This window comes from Paenibacillus sp. GM2FR (assembly GCF_002803325.1).
Taxonomy (GTDB): Bacteria; Bacillota; Bacilli; order Paenibacillales; family Paenibacillaceae; genus Paenibacillus_AQ; species Paenibacillus_AQ lautus.
In genome coordinates, this window is the sequence record NZ_MKZM01000008.1 from 1,140,149 (window position 1) to 1,158,087 (window position 17,939).

Consider the following 17,939-nt stretch of genomic DNA (forward strand, 5'->3'; position numbering starts at 1 on the left):
GAACGCATGTTCAGGCGTTTCATTTTAGCAAAGTGCCATGGTTTACTTTTTTATATTTAGATGATACTATGGATCAAATTGTAAACGCCATGAAGAGAAGAGTAGATGAACAGGAATCCCCACAGAGAGCTCCGGTAAGCTGAAAAGGAGTTGGAAGCCATTCATTGAACCAAGCCTCTGAGCGGCGCATCGGAACTTATGGATAAGAGATGGTGCGACAGGAGCTCCTGTTACAGAGCTAGGGTATAAGCGATCGCGTGATGGCCGTACCTGATAAGGCGGGTATCGTGAGATATCGGCGAATAGGGGTGGCACCGCGAAACCAATCTCGTCCCCAAGACTTATGTCTTGGAGGCGGGATTTTTTTGTTTTTTACGGAGTTACGGCTGAAAAAACTACGTAAGGAGGAGTTAGGTATGAGCGACGATAAAAACAGGGGAGAAGAAACGGTGGATTTTTTGACCAGGATGGTTAAGGAGGATGTAGAGAACAACGTGTACCACAGGCCGGTGGCTACTCGGTTCCCACCGGAACCGAACGGTTATCTGCATATCGGCAGCGCCTATGCAATTTACATCAATCATTCCATTGCCAGCCGGTTTAACGGGACATTCAACCTTCGGTTCGACGATACGAATCCGTTGAAGGAAGATGTCAAATACGTGCATGCGATTCAGGAGGATATCGAGTGGCTTGGACTTAAGCCGAACGTTTATTTCGGGTCGGATTATGCGAATCAAATCGCTGAAGCCGCCAAGAAACTCATAGCCAAAGGAAAGGCTTACGTCTGTGATCTCACGCCTGAACAAATGACGGAATACCGGGGGACGCTGACTGAGGCCGGCATGAACAGCCCGTTTCGGGAGCGCAGCATCGAGGAGAATTTGGCGTTATTTGAGCAAATGATCGCAGGGGCATTCCAAACGTCGGAAAAAGTACTTCGAGCCAAAATCGATATGTCTTCCCCCAACATGAACCTGAGAGATCCCGTTCTGTATCGTATCCTTCATGCGAAGCATTACCGTACGGGAACAACGTGGTGTATATATCCGATGTACGATTTCGCCCATCCGATCCAAGACTGGATTGAAGGAATTACCCATTCGCTGTGCTCAGCCGAATTTAAAGATCATCGACCGTTATACGAGTGGGTGCTTACGGAGCTGGAAGTGACGGAGCCTCCCAAGCAGCGGGAATTCGGAAGGTTGAATATCTCGGGATACGTAACGAGCAAGCGATACCTGAGGGAACTGGTGGAGGGGGGCTTTGTCGACGGATGGGATGACCCCAGACTGCCAACGTTGAAAGGATTACGGCGGCGAGGCGTGACTCCTGAGGGCATCCGACGTTTCCTGGGAGAACTCGGGGCGTCTCGCGGCAACAGCTTGGTGGACTCGGGCATGCTCGACCATTATATCCGTCAAGACTTGAAGGAACGGTGTTTTAATGCGATGGCCGTCATGAAGCCGCTGAAGGTGATTATCACGAATCTTTCAGAAGATTGCACCGAGATGCTTGCTATACCGAATCATGAAAGTGATGAAACGTTGGGTGAGCGGGAGGTTCCTTTTTCACGAGAGCTGTACATCGAACGAGCGGACTTTATGGAGGAGCCGGTTCCCGGATTTCATCGGTTATCCCCTGGCAAGGAAGTGCGCCTGAAAGGAGCCTACTTCATCAAATGCGAACATGTCGTGAAAGATCCAGCAACGGGAGACATCATGGAGATTCACTGCACGTATGATCCATTAACGAAGAGCGGAAGCGGATTTCATGAGCGGAAGGTGAAAGCAACGCTGCATTGGGTATCCGCGAAGCACGGGATCCCGGCGGAGCTTCACTTGTATGAAAAATTGCTGAAGGAATCAGCCGAGTTATCAGAATCGAATAACGTTTGGGAGGATCTGATGAACCCCGATTCATTGATTCGAATCGAAAACGCCATATTGGAGCCTTCTATGCTGAAAGCGACGATGAACCGAACATACCAATTCATCAGACACGGCTATTTCTGCGTGGATTCCAAATATACGACCGAAGACAAGCTGGTGTTCAACCGTATCGTTCCTTTGAAGGATTCATGGAAGAAGCGCGCTTAAAGTCGTTTGGCCAACACTAAAAATCCGACAGCCAGTCAGCTGCCGGATTTTTAGTGTTTATAGTAAATCATCATCTGTTCTTTCCTAATATATTGAGCGTTAACGCGTCCAATGTCCCGGTCGAGATAAGGAGGGGGGCAGCTTGGTGCTGGCGTCTCCTTTCGCTGCGTTAACCTGGAATTGCGTAAGGAAGAGGCTGGTTGCTAGATTGGCCCCCCTAAGGTCTGCGTCCCTGAAATCGGCACCGATCAGATCGGCAGCCCGCAGATCGGCTCCTCTGAGGTCCGCGGCAATGAGATAAGCTCCTCTCAGATTGGCATATCTCAGGTCTGCTCCTTTAAGCTTAGCTCCCATCAAGTCAGCACCGCGGCCTCCGATCTTTTGACGCACAGGTGGCCCTTTATGCTTCTTTCGCGCATCCTCCCGCATAAGCTCACTGGTTCGAAGAAGCAGCTGATTCACTTCTGCCCGATGGGCTGCCACATCCAGCCGTAACAGGGATTCGGGAGGAAGCTGAGTCAACCGGAGCGTCTCTTTTAGCGATAAACTCAGATCGGGTTGAATGTCTTGAGCCGGTTGCAAAGCCAGGGCTTCGTTCAGATACCATAACAGCTCGTGAAGCTGCCGCATGATCGGGAATACGTCAAACATTTCTTTTGCGGTCTCAGGAGCCTGCCGCCAGTCGCGACCGTTATACGTGACCTGTGAAACCACTTGGCCTGCTCCGAAGCAGTCGTATACGGTGCAGCCTCTCATACCTCGCTGCCTCAAGCTGCTGTGCACGCCGCAGCGGAAGTCGGATTGCAGATGGTGACAAGGGGTTCCGCCGTCTTTGTCCATGGCAAAATCCGTGGAGGCGGCGAAGGGTAAAGCGACGCAGCATAATCCAAAGCAGCGTTCGCAATCCGCTTGTAATTGTAATCCGCCCTGTTCATTGGGGACTTGTTCTTGTTTGTCTAGCATAACGTTAGAGGAGCTCCTTCCAAATCCGTGTTACGTCAATGAGTGACATCTAGTTCTATTTTAAAACAAAATGTTCTTAGAGTCATAGATGCAATCTTGGTTTAAACTGTTTTATACCTCGGGAATGGGTTAAAATCAGAAACCCCAGATGCTGTAATGCACCATCCGCATATTACCTAACGATTTTTTCTCGTTTCACCGAAGGGTATTATTCCATCACGGATCATCAGCCCTCCACGCTAACCGCATGTTACTGGTTCGGCTGCAAGCGGCATGGGCATCCTGAATATGTATAAGTCACGTCATCGTGATAATCCCTTAAGCTGCCAAGGAAATTCCGGCAGCTTTTTGTATGTCACCTGCCAAGCCGACCGATAGTATATAATGAAATTCGTGTCTGGGACATCGTTTTATTTGGAATTTACGTCATTTCAGGACATATGTCCTTTCCTGAGTTTAGGGTATTCACTTTTAATAGTATACAGACCTATAGAAGAAGGAGTATGTATCGTGAGAGGAATCTTATTTGCATTCATTGGCGGTGCCTGCATTACGCTGCAAGGGGTGGCCAATGCCCGAATTAGTCAGGATATGGGCACCTGGCAAGCTGCCGCGGTTACGCAGTTGACCGGATTTATTATGGCTTTCATTATTCTGCTGTTCGTTCGCAACGGAAGCAGACAAGGATTTGGACAAGTGAAGCCGCTCTATCTAATCGGAGGAGCCTTGGGGGCACCCATTATATTCAGCGAGGTGACAGCGATTCAGAACATCGGTGTTACATTAACGATATCCGCGTTATTGATCGCCCAGTTATTCTTAACGTTCCTGATCGACAGCAACGGATGGTTTGGCGTGGTGAAAAAGAGAATGAGCTTGCCGCAATTCATCGGGATCGGAATGATGATCGCCGGTGTCGTGATTATCAAATTGTGATATGGAAAATTCGGTTCATTAGATAGAGTGTTCGGGGAAAGGAGTGAGGGACGTGAAGGAAATTCATAATGCGGAGCTCATGCAGCATTTGTTGCTGAGCAATCAGATCGAGTCCGTATTTCACGATGATTTAATGCCTTATCTGGTGTTATATCACTTCGATCAGGGCGACATCGTCTGCACGCAAGGCGAGCCGGCCGAGATGCTGTATATCCTGGTTCAAGGGAAGATTAAAATCTTCACGACCTCAGCGGAAGGCAAAGCGCTTGTTCTATCTTTCAAAACACCGCTAGAGGTGATCGGAGATATTGAATACATTCAAGGCAATCCGTTGATTAATACGGTACAGGCCGTATCATCGGTCTATATGATCGGCGTGCATTATCGCTGGCTTCGCAAATACGGACAAGAGCATCCGCCGCTGCTTCAATTTTTGCTGCGGATCATTACCCGGAAATTTTATATTAAATCCAATTTTTTGAGTTTTAATTTGCTGCATCCGGTGGAGGTACGACTGGCTAGCTATTTATTGTCTGTTTCGGAGGAGGAGTCGGATACGTTGGCTACCCATAACCCGGCCGCGTTCAACCTGACCGATATCGCGAATCTGCTTGGAACCAGCTATCGGCATTTAAACCGGGTGATCCTGAAATTCAGTCAGGAAGGGCTGATCGAGCGTCATAAGGGGTACATTCTGATCAAAGACCGGGATGCGTTAACGCGTGTAGCGGGGGGCAATATTTACGAAGAATAACACACAGTGATGATGAATCATGAAGTAAGGAGATGGAACATGTTAGCAGGATTGGTATTGGCCCTCATCGCGGGTTCATTGGTTAGTTTGCAGAACATTTTCAATAATAGAGTGAATGAGAAGACAGGCTCCTGGTCTACAACGACGTTGGTGTTAGGCATGGGCTTCGTGGCTTCGTTCGGCATGAGTCTTGCTGTAGAAGGCAAAGGAACGTTCGCGTTTCAAAACATGGAGCCATGGTACTGGATTAGCGGGTTGATTGGGGTCGGCGTGGTGATTTGCCTGGTGCATGCGACAAGGCTGCTGGGTGCCACGTTCGCCATTTCAATTGTCATGACCTCGCAGCTCGGTTTCGCGCTGTTGTGGGACTCCTTGGGATGGTTAGGGTTAGAGAAGGTTCCGTTTACCATGAATCAGCTGATCGGTGTTCTTGTGATTGTCGGGGGGATAATCGTATTTAAATTAGGCGGGAAACGGGAACAACAAGAAACGGCTTAGCATGAAGTTTACATGATAAGGGGAGGAATCCATATGATAACGGAGATTGACAAAGTCGCCTGGATCCACATTGGGGATGGACGCATATTGGGCGCTCGTTCCAAAGGGAAGGATACTTACTACCTGCCGGGAGGAAAACGGGAACCGGGAGAATCCGATATCGATACACTGGTGCGGGAAATTAAGGAGGAGCTGTCCGTTCGTATCAAACCGGAGACCGCGGCGAATGCAGGCAGCTTCCGCGCGGGCGCTCACGGAAAATCGGAGGGCGTTCGAGTAACGATGTCCTGTTACACGGCGGAGTATGAAGGAGAGCTAAGTCCGGCTTCGGAAATCGAAGAATTGGCTTGGCTAACGTATAAGGATCGGGAGCGGGTCTCTGAGGTTTGCCAGATGATCTTCGATCATTTGCATGAATTGAAGAAACTGGCTGATTAAGCCCCATTGAGAAAAGCATCCTGCATCCAGGCTGCCAACCTGATGAGCGTATTCTATATCCAAACCGGTCCAACGGAAGGATACATCAACAGATCCATGCACCGAAAAAAGACGCTCCCGCGGGAGCGTCTTTCCTATATGGAACAAATGTTCGTTTTGTGGGTCATCTAAATTGAAATGGACAGTATTCGGCTTTCATATTATTAGTATAGCTCAGCGCTCATTATAAGTCTATATTTTGCCAGGGAAATGTTTTATAGTTTGTAATACCCGGCCGGGAAACGTGTTATATCGTAAGCTTATTAACTTGTGCTGTTCGGATGGAGAGAGGGAGTTTTGTGCAAATACGATTATGGGATAACAATTTAAAGGTTCGATTATTGGGTGAAGCGCTGTTTAATATGCTGTTTTGGATGTACTTTCCCTTCTTAACGGTTTATTTCGGAGCGGCTTTAGGCAATCATATCGCGGGAATCCTCATGACGGTTCCTCCGATATTCAGCATCATCGGCAGCCTGCTCGGCGGTGCTTTAGCCGATCGGCTAGGACGTCGCCCTGTCATGCTGCTTGGCGCCTCGCTGCAGACGGTCATGTTTGCGCTGTTCGCGCTGTCGCCCTCGCACTGGATCGATTATGCCGCTTTTATCGGCATCGGATTCGGGGGAGCCATCTATAGACCCGCCAGCTCCGCGATGGTCGCCGATTTGGTTCCTGTTCAAGAACGACGGCAGGTATTTGCAACGTTCACGACAGCGAACAACTTGGGGGCCGTGCTTGGTCCGGCTCTTGGAGCCATTTTCTTTTTTCAGTATCGGCAAGAGCTCCTGTGGTCTTGTTCCTTCGTATTGCTGATCTATTTCATCGCGATTTACTTCATCGTTCATGAAACCCTGCCAGCGCCTCCGAAAAGCGTAGAGCCGACGGGTACGGGTTCGATTCTTCAGGTATTCAAGGAACAGTGGAAGGGATATGGCATCATTTTTCGGGATAAAGTGTTTCTGGTGTACATACTGGCAGGGATATTTGCCCTTGTAACCATCATGCAGCTGGACCTGTATTTGGCGGTATATGTCATCGATTATGTGCCCTCCCAGACGCTGTTCTCCTGGAACGGCCATTCGGTAATGTTATCGAGCACGGAGATTTTAGGGTGGGTGCTGGGCCTTAACGGGCTCCTGTTCGTTCTATTTATTCTTCCGGTAACCAAGTGGTTTCGGAACTGGAAGGAGCGTGACGTATTCGTACTGTCTTCCTTGTTATCCGGAGTAGGTACTTTTGCACTCGGGCTGAACACGAACATCTGGTTTTTGTTCTTCGTAACCATTATCTTCACTTTCGGAGAAATGGTTCGTTCACCGGTGACGCAAAGTTTTATCAGCCGTTATGCACCTGAGCATGCAAGAGGGCAGTATATGGGAGCTGACAGCTTGCAGTATACGATCGGAAGATTGTTGGCTCCGGTGACGGTATTTCTGTCTGCTTGGCTGCCGCCAATGGGGATATTCAGCATTATCTTGATATCGGCATTAATCAGCGTGGTATTGTATATCCTGCTATTTCGAATATATGTAGAAGAAAAAGGCGCTGCATAACAGGTCTATGATATGAGAGTAGAAAATGAGAGTTGGCCCGGTTGGAAAACAGCCGCAGGCTTGCTCTCTTTTTTGAATGAGATACTGAACGAGCCAAAAGCCTTCAAAGGAATAAATTTGGAATTCATATTTACAAACCGATGGTCGGTATATATAATGAGGTTACGAAATTCGGAAGGTTGGTGAGGTTGATGATTCCCTTTGTTGCCATGTTGGTTTCGCTGCTTTTGTTTCGGACGCTGGGTTTCGCAGGCTGGGAGTATGTAAATGATTGGGTCATTTCGCTCAGGTTGGCGGTTGCGGTCCTATTTCTGGTAACAGCTTCTGCCCACTGGGGAAAACGAAGACCCGATCTGATCGCCATGATCCCGCCGGGAATACCGAAAGCTGCGCTTATGGTTACCATCACCGGGGTGCTGGAGATTGCAGGCGCGATTCTCATCGTTATTCCGGCTACCACAGCTTTGGCATCTGCAGGTCTGGCCCTGATGCTGGCAGGCATGTTTCCTGCCAATGTATACGCAGCGAATCACCACTTGTCACTCGGCGGCAAGCCGGTCACTCCAATCGGACCGAGAACGATGCTGCAAATCGTGTTTCTGGCAGCGGTTCTCATGGCGGGATGGCTTCCACCACAGGGGTAATCCATGATCATCAGGGAGGAGTTATGAGATGAAGCAGGAAGAAAGGCGAGAGCATACCAAGCGAATACTGCTTGAAGCCACGGAAGAATTGATAAGGGAGCAAGGCTGCAGCCAAACCACCCTTAATGACATTATGAAACGTTCCGGCTTGTCCAAAGGGGCCATATTTCATTATGTTTCAAGCAAGGATGAGCTGTTTGTGCACGTATTACGAGCGAAACTTGCCGAGCAGAACGAGCAGTTCATGAGCGAAGTGAATAAGCAGGGGGACATCAAGCAGTTTGACGGACCGATGAATACCATTACCAACAGCATGTCGAGACTGGAAAGTCGTGACGATGTCAGCAACCTGATCTTAATGTACCTTATTGGCAAAAGCGATCAGCCCGAGATCGCCGATATTGTGGCTGGCTTCTATAGGGAAGCGACTGCAACTTCGAAGAAATGGATTGTTACAGGCCAGGAAGCAGGGGTCATACCGGAATCCATCGATGCGGAACGGACGGCTGAGCTGTTTGAGCTGTTATCGTTCGGACTACGGATGCGGGGGCTTATCGGCGTAGATAGTCATGTATTCAGCACGAAGGATTATGCGGATTTCATCATCGACATTCTCCGGCCCAATCACCAAGAAGAGGGGAAGGATGGCTTATGACGTTATGGTTATTTCTGCACATCGCCGGATGTGTGTTATTCCTCGGCAATATCATTACGGCGGCTTTCTGGAAAGTAAGAGCTGATCTGAAAGGGGATCCGGCAGAAATCCATAACACGGTTAAGAATGTCATGTTAGCCGATATGGTATTTACCCTGCCAGGTTTGCTGCTGATCATCATTTCAGGCGTTGTGATGGCTGTTCAAGCCGGATATGGTATGGGCGGAATGAGCTGGCTGGTGGCTTCCTTGATTCTGTTTGGCATTACGGGGATCCTGTGGGCTGGTTTTTTGATTCCGCTGCAAAAAGGGATGATTCGGCATAGTAAACAATCCATAACGGATGGGGTCATTTCAGTCAATTATAAAAGAGCATCGGTATATTGGGCGGTAGGCGGGACGATAGCCACACTGCTGCCGGTCGTTATATTGTATTTCATGGTCAGCAAGCCATTTTGAAGCGAAGAGAACGATCTGATTGCCTAAGGTGATCAGGTCGTTTTTTGGATTTGCCTGTCAACCGACAATGGAAACTTAGGGCGTCAGAAGTGCTTCCCCTCAACGCCTTCAGGTGCATATTTGACCATCGTCTGCATACGATTAGGCGAGAAAGCTCTGAACAAGGGAGGATGTCCAAATGTCTGTTAACGACCAGCAGCTGGCACAAATAGCTATGGCCTATCTGCCACAAGGTGCTGAACTTGTACGAATCGATACGCCTATCGAACATCCCGCAGTTATCGCAGCCGACGTCACGGGAGATCACATACCAGAGATAGCCGGTGTGTCCCGATTGGATCATGAGCTTTATTTATTTGTGCTGCTTTACCGCAATGGCGGATATGAGGTCGTTGCCAACGTCTTGGGACTGGGATATGGGGTTACTTCATTGACGGCGGCTCCTGTGTTGAACCCAGGTATGAATCAATTAATCGTAGGTTGGCAGCTCGGTTCCATCTGGTCAAAATTGTCGATATACGCCTGGACGCCAGAGGGCCTTCAAGATATCGCACCTGCTGATATATATTACAGTTATATCGATATTGTGGATATGCCGGGTGCTTCAGGCCCGGATGGCCAGGCTGAAATCGCGCTTTGGATTCACGATACAGGCGAGGCTTATCGAGTCGAGGTCGTTAGATGGAGCCAGGGGGCGTTAGTGACTGCACCGGATGTGTACCCCTATTATTTCCCTGTTGTTGTAAGGTACTACGAGAGACTGACGCAAGAACATCCGGATTATTCTTATTATTGGTATTACCTCGCGGATGCACAATATCGGGCCGGGATGCCGGAGGCGGCTCTTGTGTCGGTCCGCAAAGCACTCACGTTTGCAGAACCCTACCCGGCGCGTGAAACGCTGCTTGAACTTGAGAGGCGGATCAAGGAGATGCTGGCAAGCAGAGGGCAGCCACAGCAGCTTGTCGGGATATTTCCGGCATCTGTGAAGACAACCGACGGAACGAAGTGGGGATACATGGATCGTAGTGGACATATGGTTATTCAACCTAAGTATGATGATGCGCAGGATTTTCAGGACAATGGTCTCGCGATTGTAGGCGTAAACGGTAAGTATGGTCTCATCGACAGGTCTGACCGTTTCGTAGTACAGCCTATATATCAGTCCATCAGCCCGTTCTCGGAGCGTCGAGCGACCGTGATCGATGATCAAGGGTTTAAGATGATCAACGAACAAGGGGAAGTGCTGACACGACGAGGATATCCGTATATGTCAGAGCTTAAAGAAGGAAGGGCGGTTTACTATGTAACCGATAATGGCAGTGGAGATGGCGCAAACAGCCGCTACGGATACCTCGACTCCGCGGGCCAAGAGGTGATCCCGGCGCAATATGAGGAAGAGAATGATTTTGTCGATGGCAAAGCTGTTGTGAAAATAAAAGACCATCATTACGCGCTCATTGATCTCCATGGCCGCCGATTGGCTAACTATCCGTTCGCCTATGTCGGACCGCCAGGCGATGGCTTGCTTGCCTTTCAGAAGGATAGCACTGGCAAACACGGCTATATCAACGAGCAGGGGAACATAGTCATTCCGCCGACATATACTTCGGCATTTCCTTTTCATCATGGCAGAGCCATCGTCAACACGGCTGAAGATTACAAGTCGAAGTATGGCGTCATTAATAAGCAGGGCGAATGGGTAATCCAGCCGGAATATAATGATATTCGGGATTTGAATGAAGACCGGTTTGCGCTTGGACGTGCGATGGATCCTGCGCAGCCGTATATTGGCTCGATATACGCCATTGCAGATAGGGATGGGAAGAAGCTATCTGATTTTGTATATAAGGAAGTTTCTGAATACAGGCACGGATTGGCCTCGGTTTATGATGCGAAGCAGACGTATTTTATTGATCGAACCGGCAGACCGGCGCCAAGGTATCCCCGAGTGAACGGCAGCGGTTCGCTTACGCTGGAAGCAGGCGGATTGATTAAAGCCCTGGTCGATCAGCGGTTGTCTTACCTGAACCGGTCGGGCCAGGTCATATGGGAGCAGAATACAGTGATTCCGCTGCAACAACCATATAAGGTAATGGAAGAAAAGTATAAACCCAATCCGGATTACTTGGTCTATTATCCACAGATCGAAGGAATGAGGGATCAAGCAGCTCAGCAAACGCTGAATACGAAGCTTAAGGAAATGTCACAGGTGAAATTCATTCCTGAGAATCAACAGCTTGATTATTCTTATTCAGGCGATTTTGACGTCATTTTCTATAAGCAGAACCTGCTCGAACTGGAGTTGAACGGTTATCAATATCCCTTCGGTGCCGCGCATGGCATGCCAACCAGAGTATATGCCATTATCAATCTGGAGAACGGCAGGATGTATGAATTGAAGGACTTGTTTAAGCCGGGCAGCGCTTATGTGAAGGAGCTCAGCCGGATCGTTGGCAAGCAGATACAAGAGGATCCTCAGTATTCGTATGTATTTCCGGACAGTTATACGGGTATCGCTGCCGATCAGACCTTCTATGTGACTGAGAACGCGCTTCATTTGGTGTTTGCACCCTATGAGATCGCCCCTTACGCAGCGGGTTTTCCGACGTTCACGATTCCTTTTGCTCAGATCAAGGACATGATCAATACCGAGGGTGAGTTCTGGAATGCGTTTCATGCCTAACCTTTCATCTTCTAGAATTAAAGCCGTGCCGAATCTTTCCATATGACCGAACAAGGTTTAGAATAGATGAAAACTCCCCTTACTTATGTTCATGATCATAGCGTAGAAAGGACTTTCATTTGTGGTAACATTTTTTCTTCTTATTATTTATTTGGCCTTTATTAGTTTAGGGCTTCCGGATTCCTTGCTCGGAGTCGCCTGGCCGGCCATGCAGCCGGATATCGGTGCTGCTTTCGAATCCGCAGGGTTGCTATCCATGGTCGTAACCGGAGGCACGATTGTGTCCAGCTTATTTAGTGGGAGCGTGATCGAACGCTTCGGGACGGGTATCGTTACGCTTGTCAGCTGTTTGTTAACGGCGAGTGCGCTGCTCGGTTTTTCGTATGCGCCATCGCTGTTCTGGCTCATTCTACTGGCGATTCCGCTTGGTTTAGGTGCAGGGGCGGTCGATACAGGGTTGAACCATTATGTGGCAAACCACTATAAGGCCCACCATATGAGCTGGCTGCACTGCTTCTGGGGTGTAGGCGCAACGTTAGGGCCGATTATCATGTCCTATTCCATAGGAACTAACGATGCATGGAGGGACGGATATTATACCGTATCGATGCTGCAGTTCGCTCTGGTCTTCATCCTGCTGCTCACGCTCCCACTCTGGAGGATCGTGGCGGGCAAGCATCAGCAGCCTCAAGGCAATCTTGAAGCCCAAACGGGAAATGAATCAACGGATAGCAATGAAGCCATGGTCCGGAAGCAAGGAAAGCCGCTTCAAATCAGAGGAGTAAAGATAACCCTGTTGGCGTTTTTGTTCTATTGCGGAGTGGAAGCGACCGTCGGTTTATGGGGAGCGAGCTTTCTCGTAGGAACCCGAAATCTGCCTCCGGAAACAGCAGCAGTATGGGTATCCTTGTATTATGGAGGTATTACGCTCGGGCGATTCATTACCGGGTTCGTAACGCTGAGGTTTAACAATCGGACGCTCATCCGTGCAGGGCAAGTGACGGCCATTGCCGGTTCTATCCTGTTATTGCTGCCGCTGCATCCCTATCTTTCTCTCATCGGACTCATTGTCATCGGACTTGGGCTTGCCCCCATTTTTCCTTGTTTGCTGCATGAAACGCCGGCCCGCTTCGGCAAAGCCCAATCGTCCAGAATCATGGGCTATCAGATGGCTGTTGCCTATACCGGCACCACGATATTGCCCCCACTGTTTGGTATCGTTGCGGCCCATGTATCGATAGGTTTGTTTCCCGTCGTCATTTTGTTGTTTGCGCTGATCATGCTGCTGAGCTCTGAGAAGGTGAACCGAATCCTTTATCAAAGCAGGAAGAGCCAGGTTTGATTAGAACCGGGCTCTTCTTTTGTAAAAAAACGTTTCCAAAAGAGATATTGAAACGTTTCCAATTTGGTGTTATGATGATTTCCATAAAAGAGAGAATAAGTGGGGGGTTAGATGTCTAGTATTAAAGATGTTGCCAATTTAGCTGGCGTAGCTGTGGGAACTGTGTCCCGCGTTATTAACAATTCGGGCGCCGTTAAACCCGCAACTCGCAGAAAAGTCGAGCAGGCCATACAAGAGTTGAATTATATTCCTAATGAAATTGCCCGAAATTTTAAAATGCGGAAGTCCAAGATGGTAGCCTTGCTGCTGCCGAGTATCTGGCATCCCTTTTTCTCCGAACTCGCTTATTATATTGAAGATGAGTTGGATCGGGAAGGTTTTAAGCTCATGCTTTGCAATAGCGGCGGCAAACCAGAAAAGGAATTGTATTACCTTGATATGCTTCGGCAAAACAAAGTGGCAGGTATTGTCGGCATTACTTACAACGATATCGAAAATGACGTGAGTAATGACATCCCGATTGTCAGTATCGACAGGCACTTCAACAAGAAAATTACATGCGTTACTTCGGATAATTATGAAGGAGGGCGTCTGGCATTAAGGGAGCTTGTCAAGGCGGGTGCCCGTAAACCGGCTTTTATGGGAAGCGTCACTTCCGTTTTCAGTGAAACTATGAACCGGAGAGAAGGTTTTATTCATGAAGCCAACGCCATGGGAGTCGACTATATTATTTACGAAAAGTCAGACCCGGTTGTAGACGATGATGCCTTTTATAACGAGTTTTTTAATGAGTATCGGGACGTGGACGGTATTTTTGCCATTACGGATATGTTTGCTGCCAAGTATATCGAAAGAGCAGGTAGGCTGGGCATTCGCGTTCCGGAGGATGTAAAGGTTATCGGGTATGACGGGATTCAGGATCATCCGTATTTCCATCCAATATTGTCAACGATCAGACAACCTGTTGAGGAGATGGCTCGTACAACGATACAACTTCTCTTCAAAAAGATTGATGGCGTAACATTGGACCGGGAAGTTTATCGTCTTCCGATCATGTTCAGGCAAGGTGAAACGACTTGATTGTTCAAGAGAATTAAAAGCTGTACCCTTTAATTTAGTATTGGAAAAACATCAACTGCCACGGCTGTTTTACAGGTGGATTAACCGGGTGGCGTTTTTCTCATGCAAAATTGGAAACGTTTCAATTAAATTGGAAACGTTTCAATAACATATAATCATTTTACGAAGAAGGGGAGTATGACGGTGATTTCACGAGATTCCGGGGGACAACAACCCCTCATCAGAGAAAATCGTAAAACTTGGAGTCGAGTCAAACGCAACTATGAGCTGTATCTGTTCCTGCTGCCAATTATTCTGGTTTATCTCCTGTTCAAGTACTATCCGATGTACGGAGTACAAATTGCATTTAAGGATTTTTCACCGAGCCAGGGTATTTGGGGCAGCGAATGGGTGGGTTTCCAGCATTTTATTGATTTTTTTAATTCTTATAACTTCTGGACGATCATGAAAAATACGCTAACCCTCAGTTTTCTATCGCTTGTGTTTAGATTCCCGGCTCCGATTATTATCGCGATCATGCTGAATCAGATGCTGGGTAAGCGATACAAGAAATTTATCCAGACCGTCATTTATGCACCGCACTTTATTTCTACCGTTGTGCTCGTCGGTATGCTCCATGTTTTTTTATCGCCAAACAGCGGACTCGTGAACCTCATCATTACCTGGTTCGGTGGTGAACCCATTCTATTTATGGCTGACGAAGGATGGTTCCGTCCATTGTACATTTTGTCAGGCATATGGCAAGAGACCGGTTTTGCCACGATTATATACCTGGCTGCGCTCGCCGGGGTCAATCCCGAACTGCATGAAGCCGCGATTATGGATGGGGCAAGTAAATGGAAGCGTGTATGGTACGTAGACATTCCGTCCATCTTGCCAACCATTGTCATTCTGTTAATTCTCGCACTGGGGAATGTCATGAGCATCGGTTTCGAGAAAGCATTTCTTATGCAAAGCGATCTGAACTATGCGACTTCGAATATTATTCCGACTTATGTATACGAATTGGGGATTCAGAAGGCGCAGTACAGCTTTTCCACGGCCGTAGGGCTGTTTAACTCCGTCATCAATATCATCCTGATTGTCATGGTCAACCGGATCGCCAAAAAATTAACGGAAACCAGTCTTTGGTAGGGGGGATTCACTTTGAACCAATTATTGAAGAGAAAAAGCAGAGGAGACGTTTGGTTCGACGCCATCAACTATTTCTTCTTGACCGTAGTGATGCTGATCGTATTATTTCCGCTGTATTTTGTGCTGATTGCTTCATTCAGTGATCCCAATCTAATCTATTCGGGGGAAGTATGGTTATTTCCGAAGGGCTTCACGCTCGATGGCTATGAACGAATATTCAACGATTCCTCCATTTGGATCGGGTATGCCAACTCCCTGTTGTATGCGGGTATCGGAACTTTGATCGGAGTAGCGGTTACCGTATTTGCTGCTTATCCGTTAGCCCGTAAGGATCTGGTTGGAAGACCTGTTATCATGTGGTTTTTATTGATCACCATGTTTTTTAGCGGCGGGTTGATCCCTACGTATTTGTTAATCAAGGATCTTCACATGCTGAACACGCTCTGGGCGCTTGTGATCCCAGGTGCCGGCGGCATCATGAATGTCATTATCGTAAGGACCTTCTTCCAGTCATCCATTCCGGATGAAATGTGGGAAGCTGCTTCGATCGACGGTTGTTCCAACACCCGATTTTTCTGGAGCATTGTATTGCCTTTATCCAAGTCCATAATAGCCGTCATGGTGCTGTATCATGTCGTCGGTTTCTGGAACGGTTTCTTTGACGCTTTGATCTATTTGAATGACGAAAGTAAATATCCGTTGCAGCTCGTGCTGCGCAACATTCTCGTCCAGAATCAGGTGAACTCCGGCATGATGGTGGATGTGGAGTCTTACGCCGCGAAGATGCGGGTTACGGAGTTGATCAAATACGGTGTCATCATTGTCTCCAGCCTGCCGCTGCTGATTTTGTATCCTTTCCTTCAAAAGTACTTTGTCAAAGGCGTCATGATCGGCTCGATTAAGGGATGATGTTGTAAAGGTGCTTGAAAGGGGGGATGTGCAGCAGCATTGATAGATCTGCATCCAGACCAATCCTGATGAAGAACTAAGAGCGTTATCTAGCTTGTGCAATGATCTAAAGGGAGGTTATGTACAATGAAATCTGTATTCAAAAGAGCAGGAATTCTTATGCTGGCCGGAGCGTTTGTGCTGAGTGGATGTTCAGGGGGCAGCAAAGACCAGTCAGAAAATCCCGATCAGGCTGCGAATTTCAACAAAACGGGTCTTCCGATTGTGAATGAACCGGTATCGTTAAAGATGGTATCCCCGAAAGCCGCATTGGCACCGGAGTACTCGCAGATGGAAATTTTCAAGCGATTGGAAGCGGAAACGAACGTCAAGATCGAGTGGGAGAACATTCCGGACACCGACTTTGCAGAGAAGAAGAATTTGCTGCTGGCCAGCGGCAACTTGCCGGATGCTTTTTACGGGGCTGGATTCTCCGATTATGAGCTCGTTAATTACGGTGAAGACGGAACCCTCATTCCGTTGGAGGAGTTAATCGATCAATATGCGCCTAATCTGAAAGCGCTTTTGGAACGCAGGCCTGACATCAAATCATCGATTACGGCACCGGACGGGCATATTTACGGCCTGCCTTCGTGGGAAGAGAACAACCTTGGAACAAACCCTTTCTTTCACGTTATCAATAAAAAGTGGCTCGACAACCTGGGGCTGAAAATGCCGCAGACACTGGATGAATATACGGAAGCACTAGTTGCCTTTAAAACGCAGGATCCAAACGGCAACGGCAAGGCCGACGAAATTCCGTTGAGCTTTATGCACATGCAGTGGTGTATGGATATTGCTGGCATATTCGGAGCTTTCGGACTTCCGGATAATATGGAACATCGAATCGTGCGCGACGGAAAAGTGATCTTTACCGCTACGCAGCCTGAATACAAGGAAGCGTTGAAATATTTCCATGAAAAATGGTATAAGCAGGGCTTGATTGATCCTGAATCTTTCACCCAGGATGCTGCTCAGTATCTGGCTAAAGGGAAAACAACAGTCGAAACGCTCGGCTCATATATCTGGTGGGAAGTCGATGAGGTGGTCGGACCGGAGCGAAGTGAGGATTATGCTTTGCTGTCTCCGCTCAAAGGACCGAACGGGGATCAATTGATCGGTCGCGGCAACGGTGGTGGTCCAGGACGCGGCGCTTTCGTGATTACAAAAGAGAACAAGAATCCGGAAATTACGATGCGTTGGGTCGATCAGCAGTATGAACCATACATGGCTGCTCAAATCCACTGGGGGCCGCTGGATATCGTTTACGAGAAGGACGAGAATGGGAAATTGGTGAACCTGCCGCTTCCTGAGGGTACTTCAGCAGGCGAATTCCGTCAAAAAGTGGCTCCGGGCGCAGGTGGACCAGGCGTCATTACGATCGAAGACTTGGGAAAAGTAGTTGATCTGGAGCCTAGAGCCCAGCAACGCGTTAAAGACTTGGAGAAATATTACGATCCCTATATGGAAAAGGAAAACTATCCGAGTATCTTCTTTGAGCCGGAAGAACTGGACAAAATCAATAGAATTGAGCCCGAATTGATTAAGTATGTTAATACCCAACGAGGAAAATTCATTGTTGATGGCGGTGTGGATGAACAGTGGGACAGCTATGTGAAGACGCTGGAGAAAATGGGTTTGAACGAGTTGATGGAAATCTATCAAAATGGGCTGGATCGTTATAGTGCAAATCTAAATAGATAAATAATCAA

16 protein-coding genes and 1 other annotated feature are annotated in these 17,939 nt (G+C 48.1%); of the genes, 15 read left to right on the top strand and 1 reads right to left on the bottom strand.

Annotation, left to right across the window (positions count from 1 at the left end; translation table 11 throughout):
• The first annotated feature begins 80 nt into the window (after window positions 1-80).
• Window positions 81-339 (top strand) — a binding site (T-box leader).
• Window positions 340-416: 77 nt separating this feature from the next.
• Complete coding sequence (locus PAEVO_RS05510) at window positions 417-2,099, top strand: glutamine--tRNA ligase/YqeY domain fusion protein (protein WP_100536636.1); 1,683 nt, start codon at window positions 417-419, stop codon at window positions 2,097-2,099.
• A 99-nt stretch (window positions 2,100-2,198) separates the two neighbouring features.
• Here PAEVO_RS05510 and PAEVO_RS05515 read toward each other — a convergent pair whose 3' ends face one another.
• On the bottom strand, window positions 2,199-3,062 hold the full coding sequence (locus tag PAEVO_RS05515) for a pentapeptide repeat-containing protein (RefSeq protein WP_100536637.1): 864 nt from the start codon (window positions 3,060-3,062) through the stop codon (window positions 2,199-2,201).
• A gap of 510 nt (window positions 3,063-3,572) precedes the next feature.
• Here PAEVO_RS05515 and PAEVO_RS05520 point away from each other — a divergent pair.
• The 14 genes from PAEVO_RS05520 (at window position 3,573) to PAEVO_RS05585 (ending at window position 17,931) form a co-directional block, all read left to right on the top strand.
• A complete protein-coding gene (locus PAEVO_RS05520) occupies window positions 3,573-3,998 on the top strand; it encodes a DMT family transporter (RefSeq protein WP_100536638.1) in 426 nt (141 codons plus the stop codon).
• A gap of 52 nt (window positions 3,999-4,050) precedes the next feature.
• Window positions 4,051-4,752 carry a Crp/Fnr family transcriptional regulator gene (locus PAEVO_RS05525; protein WP_100536639.1) on the top strand — a complete coding sequence of 234 codons (702 nt, stop codon included), beginning with the start codon at window positions 4,051-4,053 and terminating at the stop codon, window positions 4,750-4,752.
• Between the two features lie 39 nt (window positions 4,753-4,791).
• Complete coding sequence (locus PAEVO_RS05530; RefSeq protein ID WP_100536640.1) at window positions 4,792-5,250, top strand: DMT family transporter; 459 nt, start codon at window positions 4,792-4,794, stop codon at window positions 5,248-5,250.
• Window positions 5,251-5,283: 33 nt separating this feature from the next.
• Window positions 5,284-5,688, top strand: a complete 405-nt coding sequence (locus tag PAEVO_RS05535) for an NUDIX hydrolase (RefSeq protein WP_100536641.1) — start codon at window positions 5,284-5,286, stop codon at window positions 5,686-5,688.
• Between the two features lie 338 nt (window positions 5,689-6,026).
• Window positions 6,027-7,280 (top strand): MDR family MFS transporter, encoded by a 1,254-nt coding sequence (locus PAEVO_RS05540; protein WP_207797449.1) that lies wholly within the window; start codon window positions 6,027-6,029, stop codon window positions 7,278-7,280.
• Between the two features lie 191 nt (window positions 7,281-7,471).
• Window positions 7,472-7,924, top strand: a complete 453-nt coding sequence (locus PAEVO_RS05545; protein ID WP_100536643.1) for a DoxX family protein — start codon at window positions 7,472-7,474, stop codon at window positions 7,922-7,924.
• 28 nt (window positions 7,925-7,952) lie between these two features.
• Window positions 7,953-8,579, top strand: a complete 627-nt coding sequence (locus PAEVO_RS05550) for a TetR/AcrR family transcriptional regulator (protein WP_100536644.1) — start codon at window positions 7,953-7,955, stop codon at window positions 8,577-8,579.
• Window positions 8,576-9,037, top strand: a complete 462-nt coding sequence (locus tag PAEVO_RS05555) for a DUF2269 family protein (RefSeq protein ID WP_100536645.1) — start codon at window positions 8,576-8,578, stop codon at window positions 9,035-9,037. Before PAEVO_RS05550 ends, PAEVO_RS05555 begins: the two co-directional genes overlap by 4 nt.
• Window positions 9,038-9,215: 178 nt before the next feature.
• Window positions 9,216-11,723 (top strand): WG repeat-containing protein, encoded by a 2,508-nt coding sequence (locus PAEVO_RS05560; RefSeq protein ID WP_100536646.1) that lies wholly within the window; start codon window positions 9,216-9,218, stop codon window positions 11,721-11,723.
• A gap of 121 nt (window positions 11,724-11,844) precedes the next feature.
• Window positions 11,845-13,065, top strand: a complete 1,221-nt coding sequence (locus PAEVO_RS05565) for an MFS transporter (protein ID WP_100536647.1) — start codon at window positions 11,845-11,847, stop codon at window positions 13,063-13,065.
• 111 nt (window positions 13,066-13,176) lie between these two features.
• A complete protein-coding gene (locus PAEVO_RS05570; protein ID WP_100536648.1) occupies window positions 13,177-14,145 on the top strand; it encodes a LacI family DNA-binding transcriptional regulator in 969 nt (322 codons plus the stop codon).
• A gap of 177 nt (window positions 14,146-14,322) precedes the next feature.
• Window positions 14,323-15,279, top strand: coding sequence for an ABC transporter permease (locus PAEVO_RS05575; RefSeq protein ID WP_100536649.1), 957 nt, complete (start codon window positions 14,323-14,325; stop codon window positions 15,277-15,279).
• Between the two features lie 12 nt (window positions 15,280-15,291).
• The gene (locus PAEVO_RS05580) at window positions 15,292-16,188 is read left to right on the top strand and encodes a carbohydrate ABC transporter permease (RefSeq protein WP_100536650.1); all 897 of its coding nucleotides are present in this window, start codon (window positions 15,292-15,294) and stop codon (window positions 16,186-16,188) included.
• 126 nt (window positions 16,189-16,314) lie between these two features.
• Window positions 16,315-17,931 (top strand): ABC transporter substrate-binding protein, encoded by a 1,617-nt coding sequence (locus PAEVO_RS05585; protein ID WP_100536651.1) that lies wholly within the window; start codon window positions 16,315-16,317, stop codon window positions 17,929-17,931.
• The last annotated feature ends 8 nt before the right edge of the window (window positions 17,932-17,939 follow it).

Excerpts from the sequence above, each read along its gene's own strand:
- PAEVO_RS05535 (WP_100536641.1), top strand. The coding sequence starts at position 5,284 with ATGATAACGGAGATTGACAAAGTCGCCTGGATCCACATTGGGGATGGA.
- PAEVO_RS05545 (WP_100536643.1), top strand. The coding sequence starts at position 7,472 with ATGATTCCCTTTGTTGCCATGTTGGTTTCGCTGCTTTTGTTTCGGACG.
- PAEVO_RS05570 (WP_100536648.1), top strand. The coding sequence starts at position 13,177 with ATGTCTAGTATTAAAGATGTTGCCAATTTAGCTGGCGTAGCTGTGGGA.
- PAEVO_RS05585 (WP_100536651.1), top strand. The coding sequence starts at position 16,315 with ATGAAATCTGTATTCAAAAGAGCAGGAATTCTTATGCTGGCCGGAGCG.
- PAEVO_RS05555 (WP_100536645.1), top strand. The coding sequence starts at position 8,576 with ATGACGTTATGGTTATTTCTGCACATCGCCGGATGTGTGTTATTCCTC.
- PAEVO_RS05510 (WP_100536636.1), top strand. The coding sequence starts at position 417 with ATGAGCGACGATAAAAACAGGGGAGAAGAAACGGTGGATTTTTTGACC.
- PAEVO_RS05550 (WP_100536644.1), top strand. The coding sequence starts at position 7,953 with ATGAAGCAGGAAGAAAGGCGAGAGCATACCAAGCGAATACTGCTTGAA.
- PAEVO_RS05575 (WP_100536649.1), top strand. The coding sequence starts at position 14,323 with ATGACGGTGATTTCACGAGATTCCGGGGGACAACAACCCCTCATCAGA.
- PAEVO_RS05530 (WP_100536640.1), top strand. The coding sequence starts at position 4,792 with ATGTTAGCAGGATTGGTATTGGCCCTCATCGCGGGTTCATTGGTTAGT.
- PAEVO_RS05515 (WP_100536637.1), bottom strand. The coding sequence starts at position 3,062 with ATGCTAGACAAACAAGAACAAGTCCCCAATGAACAGGGCGGATTACAA.
- PAEVO_RS05560 (WP_100536646.1), top strand. The coding sequence starts at position 9,216 with ATGTCTGTTAACGACCAGCAGCTGGCACAAATAGCTATGGCCTATCTG.